Annotated in this window: 17 protein-coding genes; 5 read left to right on the top strand and 12 right to left on the bottom strand. The window is 64.6% G+C overall.

All coding sequences use genetic code 11. From position 1 onward, the window contains the following. Positions 1–44 precede the first annotated feature (44 nt). From NKI85_RS05075 to NKI85_RS05040, 8 genes are all read right to left on the bottom strand, one after another. A complete protein-coding gene (locus NKI85_RS05075; protein WP_352522591.1) occupies positions 45–1,688 on the bottom strand; it encodes a dihydroxyacetone kinase subunit DhaK in 1,644 nt (547 codons plus the stop codon). A gap of 65 nt (positions 1,689–1,753) precedes the next feature. Next, positions 1,754–2,767: an ABC transporter ATP-binding protein gene (locus NKI85_RS05070; protein ID WP_352522592.1), complete on the bottom strand. Its 1,014-nt coding sequence runs from the start codon at positions 2,765–2,767 to the stop codon at positions 1,754–1,756. Then, positions 2,760–3,872: an ABC transporter ATP-binding protein gene (locus NKI85_RS05065; RefSeq protein WP_352522593.1), complete on the bottom strand. Its 1,113-nt coding sequence runs from the start codon at positions 3,870–3,872 to the stop codon at positions 2,760–2,762. Before NKI85_RS05065 ends, NKI85_RS05070 begins: the two co-directional genes overlap by 8 nt. A 3-nt stretch (positions 3,873–3,875) precedes the next feature. Further along, positions 3,876–4,076, bottom strand: a complete 201-nt coding sequence (locus NKI85_RS05060; RefSeq protein WP_352522594.1) for a hypothetical protein — start codon at positions 4,074–4,076, stop codon at positions 3,876–3,878. After that, positions 4,073–5,023 carry a carbohydrate ABC transporter permease gene (locus tag NKI85_RS05055; protein ID WP_352776287.1) on the bottom strand — a complete coding sequence of 317 codons (951 nt, stop codon included), beginning with the start codon at positions 5,021–5,023 and terminating at the stop codon, positions 4,073–4,075. Before NKI85_RS05055 ends, NKI85_RS05060 begins: the two co-directional genes overlap by 4 nt. Further along, positions 5,020–5,967, bottom strand: a complete 948-nt coding sequence (locus tag NKI85_RS05050; RefSeq protein WP_031211681.1) for a carbohydrate ABC transporter permease — start codon at positions 5,965–5,967, stop codon at positions 5,020–5,022. Before NKI85_RS05050 ends, NKI85_RS05055 begins: the two co-directional genes overlap by 4 nt. A gap of 112 nt (positions 5,968–6,079) precedes the next feature. Then, positions 6,080–7,411: an ABC transporter substrate-binding protein gene (locus NKI85_RS05045; RefSeq protein ID WP_352522596.1), complete on the bottom strand. Its 1,332-nt coding sequence runs from the start codon at positions 7,409–7,411 to the stop codon at positions 6,080–6,082. Between the two features lie 243 nt (positions 7,412–7,654). After that, positions 7,655–8,344, bottom strand: a complete 690-nt coding sequence (locus NKI85_RS05040; RefSeq protein ID WP_352776285.1) for a PIG-L deacetylase family protein — start codon at positions 8,342–8,344, stop codon at positions 7,655–7,657. A gap of 27 nt (positions 8,345–8,371) precedes the next feature. On the opposite strand from NKI85_RS05040, the gene NKI85_RS05035 reads away from it, so the two are divergent. From NKI85_RS05035 to nhaA, 5 genes are all read left to right on the top strand, one after another. Further along, on the top strand, positions 8,372–9,262 hold the full coding sequence (locus NKI85_RS05035; protein WP_352522598.1) for a DMT family transporter: 891 nt from the start codon (positions 8,372–8,374) through the stop codon (positions 9,260–9,262). A gap of 74 nt (positions 9,263–9,336) precedes the next feature. Continuing rightward, positions 9,337–11,937 (top strand): ATP-dependent helicase HrpB, encoded by a 2,601-nt coding sequence (hrpB, locus tag NKI85_RS05030; RefSeq protein ID WP_352776283.1) that lies wholly within the window; start codon positions 9,337–9,339, stop codon positions 11,935–11,937. A gap of 101 nt (positions 11,938–12,038) precedes the next feature. Next, positions 12,039–13,364, top strand: a complete 1,326-nt coding sequence (locus NKI85_RS05025) for an ActS/PrrB/RegB family redox-sensitive histidine kinase (RefSeq protein ID WP_352522600.1) — start codon at positions 12,039–12,041, stop codon at positions 13,362–13,364. Positions 13,365–13,427: 63 nt separating this feature from the next. Then, complete coding sequence (locus NKI85_RS05020) at positions 13,428–13,991, top strand: ActR/PrrA/RegA family redox response regulator transcription factor (protein ID WP_352522601.1); 564 nt, start codon at positions 13,428–13,430, stop codon at positions 13,989–13,991. 89 nt (positions 13,992–14,080) lie between these two features. Next, on the top strand, positions 14,081–15,277 hold the full coding sequence (gene nhaA, locus NKI85_RS05015) for a Na+/H+ antiporter NhaA (protein WP_352522602.1): 1,197 nt from the start codon (positions 14,081–14,083) through the stop codon (positions 15,275–15,277). A 50-nt stretch (positions 15,278–15,327) separates the two neighbouring features. Here nhaA and NKI85_RS05010 read toward each other — a convergent pair whose 3' ends face one another. The 4 genes from NKI85_RS05010 to NKI85_RS04995 form a co-directional block, all read right to left on the bottom strand. Beyond that, positions 15,328–16,755 carry a gamma-aminobutyraldehyde dehydrogenase gene (locus NKI85_RS05010; protein ID WP_352522603.1) on the bottom strand — a complete coding sequence of 476 codons (1,428 nt, stop codon included), beginning with the start codon at positions 16,753–16,755 and terminating at the stop codon, positions 15,328–15,330. Positions 16,756–16,784: 29 nt separating this feature from the next. Beyond that, complete coding sequence (locus NKI85_RS05005) at positions 16,785–17,600, bottom strand: ABC transporter permease (protein WP_352522604.1); 816 nt, start codon at positions 17,598–17,600, stop codon at positions 16,785–16,787. After that, entirely contained in the window at positions 17,590–18,495 is a 906-nt protein-coding gene (locus NKI85_RS05000; protein ID WP_352776391.1) for an ABC transporter permease, read from the bottom strand. Before NKI85_RS05000 ends, NKI85_RS05005 begins: the two co-directional genes overlap by 11 nt. Positions 18,496–18,640: 145 nt before the next feature. Continuing rightward, positions 18,641–19,639 (bottom strand): ABC transporter ATP-binding protein, encoded by a 999-nt coding sequence (locus NKI85_RS04995; RefSeq protein WP_352522605.1) that lies wholly within the window; start codon positions 19,637–19,639, stop codon positions 18,641–18,643. Between the last annotated feature and the right edge of the window lie 183 nt (positions 19,640–19,822).

Genomic DNA, 19,822 nt, shown 5'->3' with positions numbered 1-19,822 from the left:
ACGAGAAAATTGCGTATCCGGCAATTGAAGCATCCTCCGCTCCGTCAGGCGGTTTCTAGCAACGCGGCGAGGGCAGTGAAGACCTCGGCGACGGCAAAGGCGCCGGGGTCGACCACGCCGTCGAGATGACTGCCGATATAGACGGACCGCCCAGCCTTGGCCTTGCGCATGGCAGCGGTGGCCTCGGCGCCGCTTCGCGCCGCGACCGCCGCGTCCTCCAGACTGCCGCTATCCAGCGCCTTCAAAGCGGGTTCCAGGGCATCGATCATCGTGCGATCGCCGACCCTCGCTCCGCCATAGAAGGACATCCGATCGAGGCCGGCGAGCAACGCCTTGGTAAGAGTCGCGCCGGACGCCAACGCCTGCGCGGCGGCGGTGAAGAAGATCGACAGCAGCACGCCGCTGGAGCCGCCCATGCTGGCGCTCAGGATGTCGCCCACGGTGGCGAGGGTTGCGGCAGGGTCGGCGAGCGGCAGTGTCTCAAGGCGGCTAAGCACGCTGCGCGCACCGGCCGCCACCGTCGATCCAGTGTCGCCGTCTCCCGCCTTGGCGTCCAGTCCGTTCAACGTGCCTTCAAGCGAGATCAGCCGTTCGCAGATCGCGATGATCAGCCGCTCGCTGGGCGCATCCTGGCTGGCTTTCGACGCGTTGCCCGGGCCGGCGGCTTTGGCCACCGGGACGATGCTCACTGGGCGAACGGCTCTTGCCGGCATCCAGGCGTGAGGCCCGACCGGCGCTCGCAACGCCGCTTCGCGCGGCGCATCGAGCCGGATCAGCGACAGGGAAAAACCGTTCATGTTGAGCGCCGTCATAAGCTGCCCGGGCCCGATCGTCAGCGTCACCTTTCGTGCCAGCGGTGAAGCCAACACCGCATTGGCGACAAGCAACATTTCCAGCGGTGGCACCGAACCGAGATTGTTGATCAGCAAGGCGTAGTCGCTGGCGGGATCGAGCCGCGCGGCAAGGCGCTCCGACATGATCGCGACCAGTCTTTCGGCACTTTGCACCGCAATCCGCTCAACGCCCGGTTCGCCATGAATGCCGAGGCCGAGTTCGGCGTCATCGGCGCCAAATCTTTCTTCATGGCTCTGACCGGGGATCGAGCAGGATGACAGCGATATGCCGAGGGAAACGATATCCGCCGCCGCGGCCCGCGCCGCCGCTGCGACCGCCGCCAGATCAATGCCTGCTTCCGACAGATGGCCGGCGATCTTGTGCACGAGCAAGGTGCCGGCAACGCCGCGCGGCTGGGCAATGTCCGGGAGGGCGATGTCGTCGGCGACAATCACCATCTCGACGCGAAAGCCTTCGGCGCGCGCCTTCTCGGCGGCCAGCCCGAAGTTGAGGCGATCGCCCGTGTAGTTCTTGACGATCAGCAGGCACCCGGCGGGACCGGTCACGGCGCGGATCGCCGCCAACACCGCTTCCACGCTCGGCGAAGCAAAGATCTCGCCTAATACCGCCGCCGTCAGCATGCCCATGCCGACAAAGCCGGCATGGGCGGGTTCGTGCCCGGTCCCGCCGCCGGAGACGATGCTCACTCTGCTCTTGTCCCAGTCCGCACGGAGAACGACTTTGATCTCGGGATAGCCGTCGAGGCGAGCGAGATCACCGGCGCCGATCGTGCCGAGAAAACCGTCCAGGGCTTCGGTGACGATCGTGTCCCTGCGATTGAAAAAATGCTTCATCGAATTCGTCCAGTTCTGTGCCCGAAATCGTCAGTCAGAATTGCAAGCATGCTAGGAAAAACCGCTCACGTCAGCCTTCGCCCGTCGGCGCCGAAATACAGCGGCGAGCGATAGCGGATCATGATCTTGTCGCCCTGCGCCAGATCGGTGTCGGGGTCGGTCAGCGTCACCAGCTTCCTGGTCCCCACCGTCACGTGCAGATGGTTCTGGTCGCCGAGATGCTCGACCCAGTCGACGACACCGTCGGCATGGCCGTTCGCGGCCTTCGCGATCGAGAGATGTTCGGTGCGCGCTCCGATGGTCTCCGTTCCCGCCGGCGCGCCCGCATCCGGCAGCAGCCCGACCGGCAACAAATTGATTGCCGGCTGGCCGAGCCTGGCAGCGACATGAAGGTTTGCCGGCTCAGAATAGATCGTGCGCGGCGAACCGATCTGCACCAGCACGCCGTCGGCGAGGATGCCGATGCGGTCGGCCATGGTCATCGCTTCGATCTGGTCGTGCGTGACGTAAAGCATTGTGGCGCCGAGCTCGGCCTGGATGCGCTTCAGCTCGAGCCTGAGATCGGCACGCAGCTTGGCGTCGAGCGACGACAGCGGCTCGTCCATTAGGTAGATCGAAGGTTTGCGCACCAGCGCGCGGCCGATGGCGACGCGCTGCATCTCGCCGCCGGAGAGTTTGGTCGAGCGATTGGAGAGCTTGTGGTGGATACGCACCATCTTGGCCACGTCCTCGACGCGGCGGCGGATCTGGTCCTCCGGCATTTTCCGCGCCGGCGAGCGCAGCGGAAAGGCGAGATTGTCGTAGACCGACAGATGCGGATAGAGCGAATATTGCTGGAAGACGAAAGCGGTGTCGCGCTCGGCCGGCGACAGCGTCGTCGTGTCGTGCCCGGCAATATGGATCGAGCCCGCCTCCGGCCGCTCCAGCCCGGCGATCAGCCTGAGCGTCGTCGTCTTGCCGGCGCCGGTCGGCCCGAGCAGCACGACGAATTCCCCGTCGGCAATATGCAGGTCGAGATTGTCGACGGCGATACGCTCGCCAAAAGCCTTGGTCACGCCTTTGATGTGAACGTCAGCCATGATGCGCTCTTCCCTGAGAGGCCGCGTCATGGATTTCGGTGCGCACCGCACGGCCGGATCCTTGTTCGAACAGCGACAGCCGCGCGCTGCTCAGCGCCAAGCCGACATGATCGCCCGGATTGAGCCGGATTTCGGCTGGCACCCTGGCCTTGATGATGCCGTCCGCCGTCTCCACCGCCACGATCTGCGTGGTGCCGAGATATTCCGTGCCATAAATGGCGCCACGCAGCTTCGAAGTATCATCGAAGCGGATGTGCTCCGGCCGGATGCCAAGCGCCATCTCGGCCGGAGCGATATCCTCGCGCACCTCCGGCACAGCCACCTTGGCGCCCTGCACCACGATCTCCTTGGCGCCCTTTGAAAGCCCGCCGCCGAAGCCGAGGAAATTCATCGGCGGCGAGCCGATGAAGTCGGCGACGAACATCGTTGCCGGCCGGTCGTAGATCTCACGCGGCGTGCCGAACTGCTCGATGACGCCATGGTTCATCACCGCGATCTTGTCGGCCATCGACATCGCTTCCATCTGGTCATGCGTGACATAGACGGTGGTCGCGTGGATGCGGTTGTGCAGCTCGCGCAGCTCATGGACCATCAGGTCGCGGAATTCGGTGTCGAGCGTGCCGAGCGGCTCGTCCATCAGGAAGCATTTTGGCCGCCGCACGATGGCGCGGCCGAGTGCCACGCGCTGGCGATCGCCGCCGGCAAGGCCGGAGACGGATTTGTTGAGCAGATGGTCAATCCGCAAAAGCTTCGCCGTCTCTCCCACCCGGGTCCGGATTTCGGCGCGCGGCATACCTTGCGCCAGCAGCGGAAAACCGATGTTCTTCCTCACATTCATGTGCGGATAGAGCGCAAACAGCTGGAACACGAAGGCGATGTCCCGCTCGCGGGCGCGCCGCATGGTGACGTCCTCGCCGTCGAGCAGGATCTTGCCGCCGGTCGGCAGTTCAAGCCCGGCGATCATGCGCAGCGTCGTCGTCTTGCCGCAGCCCGATGGACCCAGCATGACGAAGAACTCGCCGTCCTCGACGACGAAGTTGGAATCCTGCACGGCGACGAAATCGCCGAATGCCTTCCTCAGATGTTCGACTCTGATCTCGGCCATCGTCTACTCCGGGAACTTCGAGACGATGATGAACATCGCCGTGCCGGCCAGCATGGTGATGAAGGAATAGGTGTAGAGCGCCAGCGCGAAGGGCTGGAACAGCATCAGGAAGCCGATGGCGATGATCGCCGTGGCCACGTTTTCCATCAGCCCGCGCCTGGCCCAGACAGGCCAGCGCGATTTGCGTTTTGCGGTCAGGCTCATTTGCGCACCGCGCCGAAGGTGATGCCGCGCAGCAATTGCTTGCGAAGCAGGATGGTGAAGACCAGGATCGGCACCAGGAAGATCGTCGTGCCGGCCGCGACCGCCGGCCAGTCCTGGCCGCCTTCGCCGATGATCGTCGGGATGAAGGGCGGCGCGGTCTGTGCCGTGCCCGAGGTCAGCAGCGCGGCGAAGGCATATTCGTTCCAGGCAAAGATCAGGCAGAAGATGGCGGTCGCGGCAATGCCGGTGGTCGCCTGCGGCAGCACGGTGCGCCAGAACGCCTGCAGCCTGGTGTAGCCGTCGATCATCGCCGCCTCTTCATATTCGCGCGGGATCTCGTCGATGAAGCCTTTCAGCAGCCAGACTGCCAGCGACACGTTGACCGCCGTATAGAGCAGGATCATGCCGAGCGCCGTGTCCGACAGGCCAAGCTCCCGGTACATCAGGTAGATCGGAATGGCGACCGCGATCGGCGGCATCATGCGCGTCGACAGGATGAAGAACAAAAGGTCGTCGGCAAGCGGCACCTTGAAGCGCGAAAAACCATAGGCCGACAGCGTGCCGAGGAACACCGCGCAGAAGGTTGAGCCGAAGGCGATGATCAGCGAATTGAGGAAGCGCGGCATGAAGTTCGACGGGCCGGCGATCACCATGTTGCGCTTGCGCACCGTCTCGTCGCACAGGCCCGTCGCCGGCCCCAGCGAGTTGATGTATTCCGGCGTTTGCCTGGTCCGCGTCGTGAACAGGTTGCAGTAGCCTTCGAGGCTAGGCTGGAACAGGATCTTTGGTGGATAGGCGATCGAATCCGGTGGCGTCTTGAAGCTGGTGGCGAAGATCCACAGCAGGGGCACGATCGAGATCAGCGCATAAAGCACGATGATCGTGCCGGCGACGCGCTTCGACGTGGCCGAGGGTGCTACGACAGAATGGGCTAACGTCAGGCTCATCTCTGCTTCACCTTGTTGAGCGCTTTGACGTAGATGTTGGCAAGGCCGAACACCGCGACGAACAGGATGATAGCGAAGGCCGAGGAATAGCCCGTCCGCCAGCTTTCGAAGGCCTGCCGCTTCAGCGTGATCGAGGCCACTTCGGTGGTCGATCCCGGCCCGCCGCCGGTGAGCAGATTGACCATGTCAAACATCTTGAAGTTCTCGATGCCGCGAAACAGCACCGCCAGCATGATGAAGGGCAGCGCCATCGGCAGGGTGATCGACCAGAACTGCCGCCAATTGGAGGCGCGGTCGACCTCGGCCGCCTCATAGATGTATTCGGGGATCGAGCGCAGGCCGGCGAGGCAGATCAGCATCACGTAAGGCGTCCACATCCAGGTATCGACGATGATGATCGACCATGGCGCGAGCGACACGTTGGAGAGCATGCTGATCTCGGTTGCCGGAATGCCGGTGACGAACGAGACGGCATAGGCGAACAGCCCGATCTGCGGCTCGTAGAGAAAGCGCCAGAAATTGCCGACCACCGCCGGCGATAGCATCATCGGCACCAAGATGATGGTCGTCCAGAACGCGTGGCCGCGGAACTTGCGGTCGATCAGCCAGGCCAGCGTAAAGCCGATCAGCGTCTGCAGCAGGATGGTCCAGAACACGAAATGCGCCGTCGTCTGCATGGCGATCCAGATATCCTGGTCGGCGAGGATGCGCTTGTAGTTGGCCAGCCCGAGGTTCTTCACCACCTCATTGGGACGATTGGCGCGAAAATTGGTGAAGGACAGATAGATTGCCCAGAACAGCGGGAAGATGTTGATGGCTAAAAGCAACAGGATCGTCGGCGAGATGAACAGCCAGGCGAGGCCCTTGTCGCTGATGCCCCGGACCTTGCGGGCCAACGGCTCGGGCGTAGCCCGGGCAACGCTGTCCGCAGTCCGATTGAGCATGGTCAGTCCTGCTTCGGTCACTTCGATCGTCTCGACAATGGAATTTATCTGAACTGTGTCCCGTGCCAAGGGCGGCACGGGACGGTTCGGTCATGGGCTCGGGAGGAGCCGGTTACATTTTGCCGTCGTCCTGGAACACCTCGGTCCAGTCCTTGACCAGGCCGTCGAGCGCGTCCTTGGCCGAGCCCTGGCCGGCAACGACATAGTCGTGGAAGCGCTTCTGCGATGCCTGCAACAGCGGGGCATAGCTTGGCTCGGCCCAGAAGTCCTTCACGATGGCCATAGAGTCGAGGAAGGTCTGCGCGTAGGGCTGGCTGGCCGGGAAGCCCGGGTCCTTGACGACTGCATTCAGGCAGGAATAGCCGCCGAGCGACCACCATTTGGACTGCACGTCCTTGTTGGCGAACCATTTGATGTATTTGAGCGCGGCTTCCTGCTTGTCGGAATAGGAGACCACCGAGATGCCCTGGCCGCCGAGCTGGGCGAACTGGTCGCCGTCCGGACCCTTGGGATTGACGAAGTAGCCGATCTTGTCGCCGCCGACATTCTCGTCCTTCTGCAAGCCTGGCCAGGTGAAGGCGAAGTTCATATGCATCGCCACCTGGCCGGATTTGAAGGCATCGACGCCTTCACCCATGTAGCTGTTCGAAGCGCCCGGAGGGGTGCAGCAATCATAGAGCGCCTTGTAGAACTCCAGCCCCTTCACCGATTTCTCGGAGTTGACGAAGCCTTCCATCTCGTAGGGCCTTTTCGGGTTCTCGTACTGGAAGCCGAAGCTGTAGAGCACGTCCATGGCGCCCATGGTGATGCCTTCGGAGCCCCGCTCGGTATAGATCGAGGCGCCATAGACGGTCTTGCCGTCGATCTCGCGCTTCTGGAAGAATTCGGCAATCTGCTTCAGCTGGTCGAAGGTCGTCGGCGGGCCGAGATCCCAACCGTATTTCTCTTTGAATTCCTTCTGTAGCTCAGGCTTGGAGAACCAGTCCTTGCGATAGGTCCAGCCGACGACGTCGCCCATGGCCGGCAGCGCCCAGTAATTCGGCGAATTCTTCGGCCATTCCGAGTAGCCGACGACGGTCGCCGGCACGAAATCGTCCATGCTGATCTTCTCCTTGTCGAAGAAGTCGTTCAGCTTGACGTAGTGGCCGTTCTCGGCAGCGCCGCCGATCCACTGGCTGTCGCCGATGATCAGGTCGCACAGCTTGCCGTGCGAGTTCAGCTCGTTGAGAAAGCGGTCGGCATAGTTGGTCCACGGCACGAACTCGAACTTCATGCCGATGCCGGTCTCCTTGGTGAAGTCCTTGGACAATTCCACAAGCGCGTTGGCCGGGTCCCAGGCTGCCCAGCAAAGCGTCAGATCTTCTGCCTGCGCGACGTTCGAAACGGCTGTCGACGCAAAGAGTGTCGAGGCCAGTCCCAACGCCAGTTTCAAGGTCGATTTCATGCCTTCCTCCCATTTGCGAAACGCGTCCGGATGACGGTTTCAAGAGCCCGCTAACCCCTCCTCGGGGGCCCAAACACAACGGCGGGGCAACGCGCCGGATGTTTAGTAATTTGTTTAGTGATGCAATTTTTACTAAACAAGGCAAGCGAATTCGTCGCTGCACCGCAGCATGGCGCGTCGGCTCCGGGCGCTGGTTCAGGAAAGGCGGCTTCTGTCAGGTTGTTTGGCACGCGGGGTGCCGGCTCATTTGACCATCTTGTCGCTGACCGTCACCGGACGGATCACCGGGGGCGGCGGCAGCAGGGCGCGGATGTCGGCGAAGGGGAAAACCGGCTCGAAGCGGAAGGCCTCGGCGAAGGCGCCGGACGCACCGTTGCACTGGCCCGCGCGAAAGGCGTTCTGTGTGCGTGCCGTGTCGACGAAACGTTCGGGGTCCTGCGACTGGTGCGCCCGGATCGCTTCCGCCTTGAGATCGAAATGCCGGGAGATGTCGACGTAATGCGTCGGCAAAAACCCGGTGCCGCCGAGCGTGTCGGCATGCAGTACCGGGACCGAAAATGACGCAGCGATGCGCAAGCCGTCCGACAGCGTGCGGTGGTCGCCATGATAGTCATTTGGCGCGTGGGTGATCGCCAGATCCGGCCCTATGTCGCCGATCAGCGCCTTCAGCGCCCCGATTAGCGCGGCATCCGCCACCAGCGCGCCGTCCGGAAAGTCGAGGAAACGCGGCGTCACGCCAAGCAGACCGGCCGCCGCAGTCGCCTCCTTGCGGCGCGTGCGGGCCAGCGCAGCCGGATCGCCATAGCCGCCCCTGGCGCCGTCGGTGGCTATGGCAAAAAAGAGCTCTGCGCCTTGCGCGACATAGGCGGCCATCGTACCGAACATGAAGATCTCGATGTCGTCCGGATGCGCGCCAAGCGCCAATATCTTCACTCTCATCTCTCCCGGAAATGGAAAAACGTGCCCAACGGAATTCTGCTCGCCCTCATCGCATATGCAAGCTATTCGTGCAGCGACGCCGTTGTCAAAAGCCTGGGCGGGCAGTTCAACGTCTTCGAGATCGGCTTCTTCTCGACATTGTTTGCCGGCTGCTTTCTGCTCTTTGCCAGGCCGACTGGAGAGCGCTGGCGTGATTTCTGGCGGACCAACCGGCCCTGGGCGGTGCAGGCCCGCGCCTTGGCCGGCATCGCATCGGGCGTGCTCAGCGTCTACGCCTTCACCACCATCCCGCTGGCGGAAGTCTATGCGCTGATCTTCCTGGCGCCACTGTTCGTCACCATTCTGGCCACGCTGGTCCTCAAGGAGAAGGTCGGCCCATGGCGGTGGCTGGCGGTGGTCGCCGGCTTTGCCGGCGTCATGCTGGTTGTCAGGCCGGGGTTTCGCGAATTGCATCTCGGTCATCTGGCTGCGTTCATCATCGCCTTCCTGGCCGCCGCCAATGTCATCCTGATGCGTTCGCTCGCCGCGCAGGAGAAGCGCACGACGATGCTCGGCGTGCTGATCGGCTACGGCCTGCTCTTCAACGGCGTCGGTGCGGCGGCTACCGCGTTCTCGCTGCCGGATGGAAGGCAATGGGCTTGGCTGGTGCTGGCCGGCGCGTTTACCGCCGGCGGCCAGCTGCTGCATCTCCTGGCGGTCAAATACGCACCGGCCAACCGCATCGCGCCGACGCATTATTCGCAGATCGTCTGGGCGGTGGTCCTGGGCGCCGTGTTCTTCAGGGAATATCCCGATTTTCTGTCGCTGGTCGGGCTCGCCGTGGTCGGCGGTTCCGGCCTGCTGACGATGGTGCGCGAGGAGGTGCGGCTTGGTACGGTGCGCTGGAACCCTTTTTCGCGGACCCGGCTTTGAGCTGGCGCCAACGTTGCGGGGCGACCAGCACCGCTGATATGCGATCGCTGCCACCTGGTACACATCCTAGGACAATGACCACAAAACCTTTGCCGGACCTGCCGGTCTCCACTGTCCTGCCGGCCCTCAAAGAAGTGCTCGGCCAAGGCAACAGCGCCGTGCTGGTGGCGCCGCCCGGCGCCGGCAAGACGACGCTGGTTCCGCTGGCGCTGCTCGACGCTGGATGGCTCGGCGCTGGAAAGATCATCCTGCTTGAGCCGCGCCGGCTCGCCGCTCGCGCTGCCGCCCGCCGTATGGCCGAGCTCATCGGCGAGGAGCCGGGCGGAACGGTCGGCTATGCCATGCGCATGGAAAACCGCGCTTCTGCCAAGACCAGGGTCCTCGTCGTCACCGAAGGCGTGTTGTCTCGCATGATCCTTGACGACCCCGAACTGCCCGGTGTCTCGGCGGTACTGTTCGACGAGTTCCACGAGCGGTCGCTCGATGGCGATTTCGGGCTGGCGCTGGCACTCGACGTGCAGGGTGCGCTGAGGCCCGACCTCAGGCTGCTGGTCATGTCGGCGACGCTCGACGGCGCGCGTGTCGCAAGATTGCTTTCCGGCGCGCCGGTGATCGAGAGCGCAGGCCGCGCCTTCCCGGTCGACATTCGCTATGACGAGCGACCGGCCGGCATCGCCATCGAGGATGCCATGGCCAAGGCGATCCGCTCGGCGCTTGCCGGGGAGGAAGGCAGCGTGCTTGCCTTCCTGCCCGGCCAGCGCGAGATCGAGCGCACTGCCGAGCGGCTGGCCGGCAAGGTCAATGCCGACACCGACATCGTGCCGCTCTACGGCATGCTCGACAACAAGACGCAGGACGCGGCGATCAAGCCTGCGCCGCCCGGCCGCCGCAAGGTGGTGCTGGCGACGTCGATCGCCGAAACCTCCATCACCATCGACGGCGTGCGTGTGGTCATCGATTCCGGCCTGTCGCGGCTGCCGCGCTACGAGCCGGCCAGCGGCCTGACGCGGCTGGAGACGGTGCGTGCTTCCCGCGCTTCCGCCGACCAGCGCGCCGGCCGTGCCGGGCGCACGCAGCCGGGTGTCGCCATCCGGCTATGGCGAGCCGAGCAGACGGCGGCACTTCCAGCCTTCACGCCGCCGGAAATCCTCGAAGCCGATCTTTCCGGCCTGTCGCTCGATTGCGCGGCTTTCGGCGTTGCCGACCCGACGAGCCTGTCTTTCCTAGACCCACCGCCGGCCCCGGCGCTCAACGAGGCAAGGGCGCTGCTGCGCGCGCTCGATGCCGTCGATGCGGCAGGGCGCCTGACGGAGCAAGGTGCCGCGATGCGCAGGCTGGCTCTGCCGGTGCGGCTCGCCCACATGGTCGCCGAGGCTACAAGGACCGGCCAGGCGCTCGAGGCGGCGATGCTCGCCGTGCTATTGACCGAGCGCGGCCTTGGTGGCGACGGCGCCGACCTCGAACGACGGCTGATGCGCTTTCGCGCCGAAAGATCGCCGCGCGCCACCGCCGCCCGGCAGCTTGCCGAGCGATTGGCAAAGCAGGTTTCACCCTTTCCCTCGAGTGGAGGGTCGGCGAGCGCGCCGACGCGAGGGAGACGGGTCGCCGATGGCGTCCCCGACCCGACCCGACGCCGCTCCGCTTCGCGGATCGACGTGCCGGCGCGAGCCACGGGTCTCGTCCGTCCTTCGGACCCCCTCAAGGGGGAGGGTAGCGTCGGCGCTCTCCTCATCCATGCCTGGCCGGATCGCGTTGCCAGGGCGCGCGGCGAGCGCGGCCGCTTCGTGCTTGCCAATGGCTCGGGCGCCATGCTCGACGCCGCCGATCCGCTGGCAGGCGAAACCTGGCTCGTCGTCGCCGACCTGCAGGGCAAGGCGCAGAACGCCCGCATCACCGCGGCGGCGGCAATCGACGAGGCCGATATTCGATCCGCGCTCGCGGAAAAGATCGAGACCCGCCGCGACGTAAGCTTCGACCGCGACAGGCGTGCGGTGCGGGTGCGCGAAACGGTTCGTCTTGGCGCCATCACGCTGTCCGAACGCATGCTGCCGGCCCCGAGCGGTGCCGACGCGGATCGCGCCATTCTCGACGCCTTGCGCGAACACGGGTTGTCGCTGTTGCCGTGGAGCAGGGAAGCGGAGACATTGCGGCAGCGGCTCGGCTGGCTGCATCGCGGCCTCGGCGCGCCATGGCCCGATGTCTCCGATGCCGCGCTCATCGAGCGCCTCGACGACTGGCTGCTGCCGTTCCTTTCCGGCGCGGCGTCGTTTGCGGCGATCGATCCCGGCGTGCTTTCAGCTGGCCTGATGACGCTGGTGCCGCACGAATTGCAGCGCAAGATAGACACATTCGCGCCGACCCATTTCGACGCGCCGTCGGGCAGTCGGTTGCCGATCCGCTATGACGGCGAATGGCCGGTGCTGGCGATCCGCGTCCAGGAGCTGTTCGGCCTCGACCGGCATCCCGCGATCGCCAACGGCAAGGTGCCGCTGACGCTCGAACTGCTGTCGCCGGCGCACCGGCCGATCCAGACGACGCGCGACCTGCCCGGCTTCTGGCGCGGCTCCTGGGCCGATGTGCGGGCCGACATGCGCGGCCGCTATCCCAAGCATGTCTGGCCGGAGAACCCGCTTCTCGCCACCGCCACCCGCCGCGCCAAGCCACGTGGTACCTGATGCTTCCCAGACCATGATCCCAAACCGAAGGTCCGCGTCAGCGGAAAGTGGTCCCGGTTTTCGGAAAAGACCTCCGGCGGTTTCCGCTCTATAATCCGGCCATGATAAACATTCTGCACGCGCCCGACTTCCAGCAAAGCCAGCGGCTGCGCCTCAACACGCTGATCAGGCTGCGCTGGCTTGCCATCGTCGGCCAGAGCCTGACCGTCCTTGTTGTCGCCTATGGGCTAAAATTCCCGCTGCCGGTCAGCATATGTTTTGCGCTGATCGCCTGTTCGGCCTGGATGAACCTGTTGCTGACCTTCCGCTATCCGGCGGCGCATCGGCTTACCCCGTTCTCGGCCTTTGCCATCCTGACCTTCGACAGCCTGCAGCTTGCCGGCCTGCTCTACATGACCGGCGGCCTCACCAATCCGTTCTCACTGCTGATGACGGTGCCCGTCGTCATCTCGGCGACATCGCTGCCGCTGCGGCTGACCGCCATCCTCGGCGCGCTTGTCATGGTGGCGGCGACGCTGCTGGTCTTCCACCACCTGCCGCTGCCCTGGCATGAGGACGCGCCGCTGGCGATGCCGTTCATCTATGTCGCAGGCATGTGGATGGCGGTGTTCTGTTCCATTGCCTTCACCGCGATCTATGCCTTCCGGGTGGCCGAGGAAGCGCGCCTGCTCGCCAACGCGCTCGCCGCCACCGAACTGGTGCTGCAGCGCGAGCAGCATCTCTCGGCCCTCGACGGTCTCGCAGCGGCCGCCGCGCACGAGCTCGGCACGCCGCTCGCCACCATCACGCTTGTCGCCAAGGAGATGGAGAAGGCGCTCGGCGCCGATCCCAAATACGGCGAGGACGTGAAGCTGCTGCGCTCGCAGAGCGAACGCTGCCGTGAAATCCTGAAGCGCCTGACCAGCCTGTCCTCCGAGAGCGAGGCACATCTCTCGCGCTTGCCGCTGACCTCGTTGGTCGAGGAAGTGACGGCCCCGCACCGCGACTTCGGCATCTCGATCAAGCTTCGGCCTGGCCAGCGCATCGGTCCCGAACCGGTGGGGCGGCGCAATCCCGGCGTCATCTACGGCCTCGGCAATCTGGTCGAGAACGCCGTCGACTTCGCCCGCAAGAGCGTTACGGTGGGCTGGAGCTGGAGCGAGGCCGCTGTAAGCTTCTCGATCATCGATGACGGGCCGGGCTTTCCGCCGGAAATCATCGACCGCATCGGCGAGCCCTATATGTCGACGCGCCAGGGCACCGAAGCCGGCGGCGGTCTCGGCCTCGGGCTTTTCATCGCCAAGACCTTGCTCGAGCGCTCCGGCGCTACGCTCGATTTTCGCAATTCGAGCGAGCCGGGCGAGGGGGCTATCGTTCAGATATCGTGGCCGCGCAGCGTCTTTCTCAACCCCGAATCGGCTTCGGCCAGCATGTTCGATACTGCGTAAATTGGACAATAGCGTCGCGAAACTATATCTGCGTAAAAATCAGGCAGCAGGATTGTCAGCACGATGAGTAGCGATGAAACGATTGGCGCAATGGTCGAAGGCGATGACACCTCGCTGCTGATCGTCGACGACGACAAGCCGTTCCTGACGCGGCTTGCCCGCGCCATGGAAACCAGGGGTTTTGTGGTCGAGACGGCGGAGAGTGTCGAGGAGGCGGTTGCCAAGGCGCGCGCCAATCCGCCGGCCTATGCGGTGGTCGACATGCGGCTCGCCGACGGCAACGGCCTCGACGTCGTTGCCGCCATTCGCGAGAAGCGCGACGACGCCCGCGCCATCATCCTCACCGGCTACGGCAACATCGCCACCGCGGTGACGGCGGTAAAGCTCGGCGCCATCGACTATCTGTCGAAGCCGGCTGATGCCGACGATATTTTTGCTGCCCTGACCCGCACGGCGGGCGAACGCGCAGCGCCGCCCGAAAATCCGATGTCGGCCGACCGGGTGCGCTGGGAGCACATCCAGCGCGTCTACGAAATGTGCGACCGCAATGTCTCGGAAACCGCACGCCGCCTGAACATGCATCGCCGCACGCTGCAACGCATTCTCGCCAAGCGCGCGCCGCGTTAAAGGGTCCGACAACAGACTTGCCCCGCTGTCGGTGTTTGCGCATCATCGCGCAATGACGCCGGCCCTGCCGGCCGCAGGACGGAGACAACATGCAGGACGAAAAGCGGCGGGTCTCCATGCTTCGCGAATTCCTCGACAGCGAGGCGGCCGGCGGCCTCATCCTGATGGCGGCAGCGGCACTTGCCCTGATCGTCGCCAATTCGCCTTTCGCCGAGGCTTATTTCTCCGCCCTTCACGCCTATCTCGGACCGCTCAGCGTCTCGCACTGGATCAATGACGGCCTGATGGCGGTGTTCTTCCTGCTGGTCGGCCTCGAGATCAAGCGTGAGATGCTCGACGGCCAGCTCTCCACCTGGCCGCGCCGCGTGCTGCCCGGCATCGCCGCCGCCGGCGGCATGGCGGTTCCGGCACTGGTCTATGTCGCCATCAACCGCAACAATCCGGCCGCTCTGTCCGGCTGGGCGATCCCGACCGCCACCGATATCGCCTTTGCGCTCGGCGTGCTGTCGCTGCTCGGCAGCCGCGTGCCGGGCTCGCTGAAGATATTCCTCACCGCGCTCGCCATCATCGACGATCTCGGCGCCGTGCTCATCATCGCGGTGTTCTATACCAGCGGGCTGTCGCTCGCCTATCTCGGCGCCGCCTTCGCCGTCATCGCGCTGCTGGTGGTGCTCAACCGCATGCGGGTGCTGACGCTGCTGCCCTATATCGTGCTCGGCGTCGTCCTGTGGGTGCTGGTGCTGAAATCCGGGGTCCACGCCACGCTCGCCGGCGTCGCGCTGGCCCTCACCATACCGCTGAAGATCTCGCCGGGCAGCGGCCACGATCTCGACCATTCGCCGCTGCACCGGCTCGAACACGGCCTGCACAAAATCGTACCCTTTTTCGTCATCCCGATCTTCGGTTTTGCCAATGCCGGCGTTTCGCTCAGCGGTCTCAGCGCTGCCGCCCTGGTCGAGCCGCTGACGCTCGGCGTCGCCGCGGGTCTCGTCGCCGGCAAGCTGGTCGGCGTGTTCGGGTCTTCCGCGCTCGCCATCCGGCTCGGCTTTGCCGATCTGCCGGTCAATGCCGGCTGGCTGCACATGATCGGCATTTCGCTGCTCTGCGGCATCGGCTTCACCATGAGCCTGTTCATCGGCCTGCTCGCCTTCGCCAGCGACGTCGCTCTGCAGGATGCGGTCAAGGTCGGCATCCTCGCCGGCTCTTTCATTGCCGCGATCCTCGGCGCCGCTGTGCTTCTGATCGCGCCGGCGGCGGGTGAGGAGGCGGAGGAGCCGCAAGAATAGTCGCGCCGCCCCTTCCTGCCCTTCAGGCCGCCTTCTCCCGCGTCCGGGTCCTACCCGTGCGCAACCATGACGTGGCGGACGGCGGTATAGTCCTCCAGCGCGTAGAGCGACATGTCCTTGCCGTAGCCGGACTGTTTCAATCCGCCATGCGGCATCTCATTGGTCAGCATGAAATGGGTGTTGATCCAGGTGCAGCCATATTGCAGGCGGGCCGCCGTCGCCATGGCGCGCGAAACGTCCTTGGTCCACACCGATGACGCCAGGCCGTAGTCGCTGTCATTGGCCCAGTTCACGGCCTCGTCGACTTCGGAGAAGCGGGTGACCGAGACCACCGGACCGAACACTTCGCGGCGCACAATCTCGTCTTCCTGCAGCGCACCGGCGACGACGGTCGGCTGATAGAAGAAGCCGGAGCCCTCGCCCGGCTTGCCACCGGTGGTGATCTCGATGTGCTTGAGCTCCGAGGCGCGCTCGACGAAGCTCGAGACGCGGTCGCGCTGGCGGCGCGAGATCAGCGGCCCGATCTCGTTCTCGGTATCGTCGGGACGATTATACTTGATGGTCGAGACGGCAGAGGAGAGGTCGGCGACGAGCTTGTCGTAGATCTTCTTGCCGGCATAGATGCGGCAGGCGGCGGTGCAGTCCTGGCCGGCATTGTAGTAGCCGAAGGCGCGCAGGCCGTTGACCACCGCGCCGAGATCGGCGTCGTCGAAGACGATGACCGGCGCCTTGCCGCCGAGCTCGAGATGGGTGCGCTTGACCGACTTGGCGGCGGCCTGCAGCACCTTCTTGCCGGTGGCGACATCGCCGGTGATCGAGATCATGTTGACCTTCGGATGGTTTATCAGCGTGTTGCCGACGCTGTCGCCGCGGCCGAGCACGACATTGACGACGCCTTCCGGCAGGATCTCGGCAAGGATTTTAGCCAGCTTCAGCGCCGTCAGCGGCGTCTGCTCCGACGGCTTGAAGACGACGGTGTTGCCGCCGGCGATGGCCGGCGCCAGCTTCCACGCCATCATCATCAGCGGATAGTTCCACGGCGCGATGGAAGCGACGATGCCGATGGCATCACGCCGGACCATCGAGGTGTGGCCGGGCAGATATTCGCCGGCGACCACACCTGGCATCGAGCGGACCGCTCCGGCAAAGAAGCGGTAGCAGTCGACGATCGCCGGGGTCTCGTCATTGAGCACGGCATTGATCGGCTTGCCGCAGTTCAGCGCCTCGAGGTCGGCGAAATCCTTCGCGTCAGCCTCGATACGATCGGCGATCTTCAGGAGATAGCCGGCGCGCTGCGCCGGCGTGGTGCGCGACCAGGTGACGAAGGCTTTTTCGGCCGCAAGCACCGCCGCCTCGATCTGCGCCGGGCTGGCTTCGGGCAGGTTGAGAATGGTCGCCCCGGTCTTGGGATTGAGGATCGGTTCCTCGGTCTCGGTGCCCCTTTCGAACTTCGAGCCGATCAGCATCTGCGTGTCCATGGAAGTCTCTCCCTTATGAACGTGTGAGGTCATTTGCCCGAACCGGCGATCTGGTCGCCGTCGCGGGTCAGATAATAGGCAGCGAGGATGGGAAGCAGCGTCACCAGCACGACGACCATCGCCACGACATTGGTGACTGGACGCTGACGCGGGCGGATCAATTCCTCCAGCATCCAGATCGGCACCGTCTGCTGCTGGCCGGCGGTGAAGGTGGTGACGATAACCTCATCGAAGGACAGGGCGAAGGCAAGCATGCCGCCGGCCAGCAGCGCCGTGGCGATGTTGGGCAGCACGACGTGCCGGAAGGTCTGGAAACCGTCGGCGCCGAGATCCATCGACGCCTCGATCATCGAGCCGGAAGTGCGGCGGAAACGGGCGACGGCGTTGTTGTAGACTACGACCACGCAGAAAGTGGCGTGGCCGAGCACGATCGTCCAGAACGAGAACGGGATCTCGGCGAGCGCGAAAGCCGAGCGCAGCGCAATGCCGGTGATGATGCCGGGCAGCGCAATCGGCAGGATGACCAGTAGCGAGATGGTTTCGCGGCCGAAGAATTTTGTGCGGGACACGGCGGCGGCGCAGAGCGTGCCGAGGACCAGCGCGATAGTAGTCGAGATGGCGGCGACCCGGACCGAGAGCGACAGCGCCTGCCAGACGTCGGGCCGGTTCCAGGTGACGGCGAACCATTGCGTCGTCAGGCCCGGCGGCGGCCAGACGAAACTCTTCTCCTCAGTGGTGAAGGCGTAGACGAAGATCAGCAGGATCGGCAGGTGCAGGAACAGCAGGCCAGCCGTGGCGGCGATCTTCAGGCCGAGCGGAGCCGACTGGCCGCGGTCAGAGCGCATCGAAGGCCCCAATGCGCTTGGCGCCCCAGAGATAGAAGCCCATGATCACGATGGGCACCACCGTGAAGGCGGCGGCGAGCGGGATGTTGCCGGCGGTGCCTTGCTGCGAATAGACGGCCTGGCCGATGAACAGCCGCGACGTGCCGATGATCTGCGGGATGATGTAGTCGCCGAGCGTCAGCGAGAAGGTAAAGATCGAGCCGGCAACGATGCCCGGCAGCGCCAGCGGAAACAGCACGTTGCGGAAGGTCTGGCCGGGCGAGGCTCCCAAATCGGACGAGGCTTCGACCAGGTTGCCCGGCACACGCTCGAGTGCTGCCTGCACCGGCAGGATCATGAAGGGCAGCCAGACATAGACGAAGACGATGAAGGTGCCGGTTGACGACACCGACAGCGAATTGCCGCCGACGACCGGCAGCGACAGCCAGGCCTCGAGCAGCCACAGAAGATGCAGCTTGGCGAGCAGCCAGGTCAGGATGCCTTCCTTGGCGAGGATCAGCTTCCAGGCATAGATCTTGACAAGGTAGCTCGACCACAGCGGCAGCATGACGCCGAGATAAAACAGCGCCTTCCAGCGGCCGCGCGCATAGCGCGCCGCGTAATAGGCGATGGGAAAGGCGATGATCGCCGAGGCGAGCGTGACCAGCGCCGCCATCGTCACAGTGCGCAGGATGATGTCGAGATTGGCGGCCTGCAACAGGTCGCCATAGGTCTTCAGCGTGAACTCCCGGTTGATCAAGCCGGAGAATTCGTCGATCGAGAAGAAGCTCTGCAGCAACAGCGCGAATAGCGAGCCGATATAGACGATGCCGAGCCACAGAACCGGCGGCAGCAGCATCAGGAGCAGCAGCAGCTTCGGCTTGCGCCAAAAAATATCCGACAGCGCGCCGCGCATGCCGCCGCTTCCCGGCAAGATGGCGGGCGTGTGATTGGAGTTGAGCGCGGCGATGGTCACGACACTGCTCTGTCTTGGCGGAGGGCATATGAGAGGCCGCGATCCTTCGCGCCCCCCTCCAGCCCATTAGCCAGCTTCAGCGCCATCAGCCCAACTCGTCCATCAGATGCAAATGCTCGCGGTTGAAGGTGAGCACGACCGCCTCGCCTTCCCGGGGCAAGGCAGCACCCGCCGGCACGATGGCATGCAGTCGCAACCCTTCAGCGTCCAGCGCGAGCCTTGTCGTAGCGCCGAGATAATTGGTCGACACCAGGCGGGCGGCAACGCCGTCGCCCTTGGCCGCCCGGCCGATGCGAATGGATTCAGGGCGCAGGCTGCCCCAGCGGTGCTGGCCGGCATAACGCTGGACGAAATCCGGCGGCAGCACGTTGGACGAGCCGACGAAATCGGCGACGAAGCGGGTCTTCGGGCGCTGGTAGATGTCTTCCGGCGTCCCGATCTGCATGATCTTGCCGTCGTTGAAGACGGCGACGCGGTCGGCCATGGACAGCGCCTCGCCCTGGTCGTGGGTGACGAAGACGAAGGTGATGCCGAGCGCCTTCTGCAGCGACTTCAACTCTTCCTGCATGTTTTCGCGCAATTTGAGGTCGAGCGCGCCGAGCGGCTCGTCGAGCAGCAGCACCTTGGGCTGGTTGACCAGCGCGCGGGCGAGCGCGACGCGCTGGCGCTGTCCGCCGGAAAGCTGGCCCGGACGACGGGCACCGTAGCCGGGAAGCCGCACCAGCGACAGCGCCTCTTCCGCCGCCTTCTGCCGCTCCGGTCTGCGGACGCCCTTGACCATCAGCCCATAGGCGACGTTGTCGAGCACGTTGAGATGCGGGAACAGCGCATAGTCCTGGAATACGGTGTTGACGTTGCGGCGATAGGGCGGGACGCCCTCGGCGCGTTCGCCGAAGATCGAGATCGAGCCTGCCGTCGGCTGCTCGAAGCCGGCGATGAGGCGCAGGCAGGTCGTCTTGCCCGAGCCGGAAGGCCCGAGCATGGCGAAGAACTCGCCCGGCACGATATCGAGATCGACCGCGTCGACGGCACGCACGTTGCCGAAATGGCGGGAGACTTTTTGGAACGAAACGGCTGATGTCATAGGCTGTCAGTCTGTTGCCGGTTAGCTTTATCGAGATCGCCCTCACCGCCTCCCAAAGGACGCAGCGGATGGCGCGGCACTTCACCTCCCCCTCGATGGGGGAGGTCGCGGCGAAGCCGCGGGTGGGGGTGATTTTACAAGCAAGAACTTGTCGAGGCGAACCCCCACCCCCGACGCTACGCG

The organism is Mesorhizobium sp. M0571, assembly GCF_040320985.1.
Taxonomy (GTDB): Bacteria; Pseudomonadota; Alphaproteobacteria; order Rhizobiales; family Rhizobiaceae; genus Mesorhizobium.
This window is presented reverse-complemented; position numbering and strand designations above follow the sequence as displayed.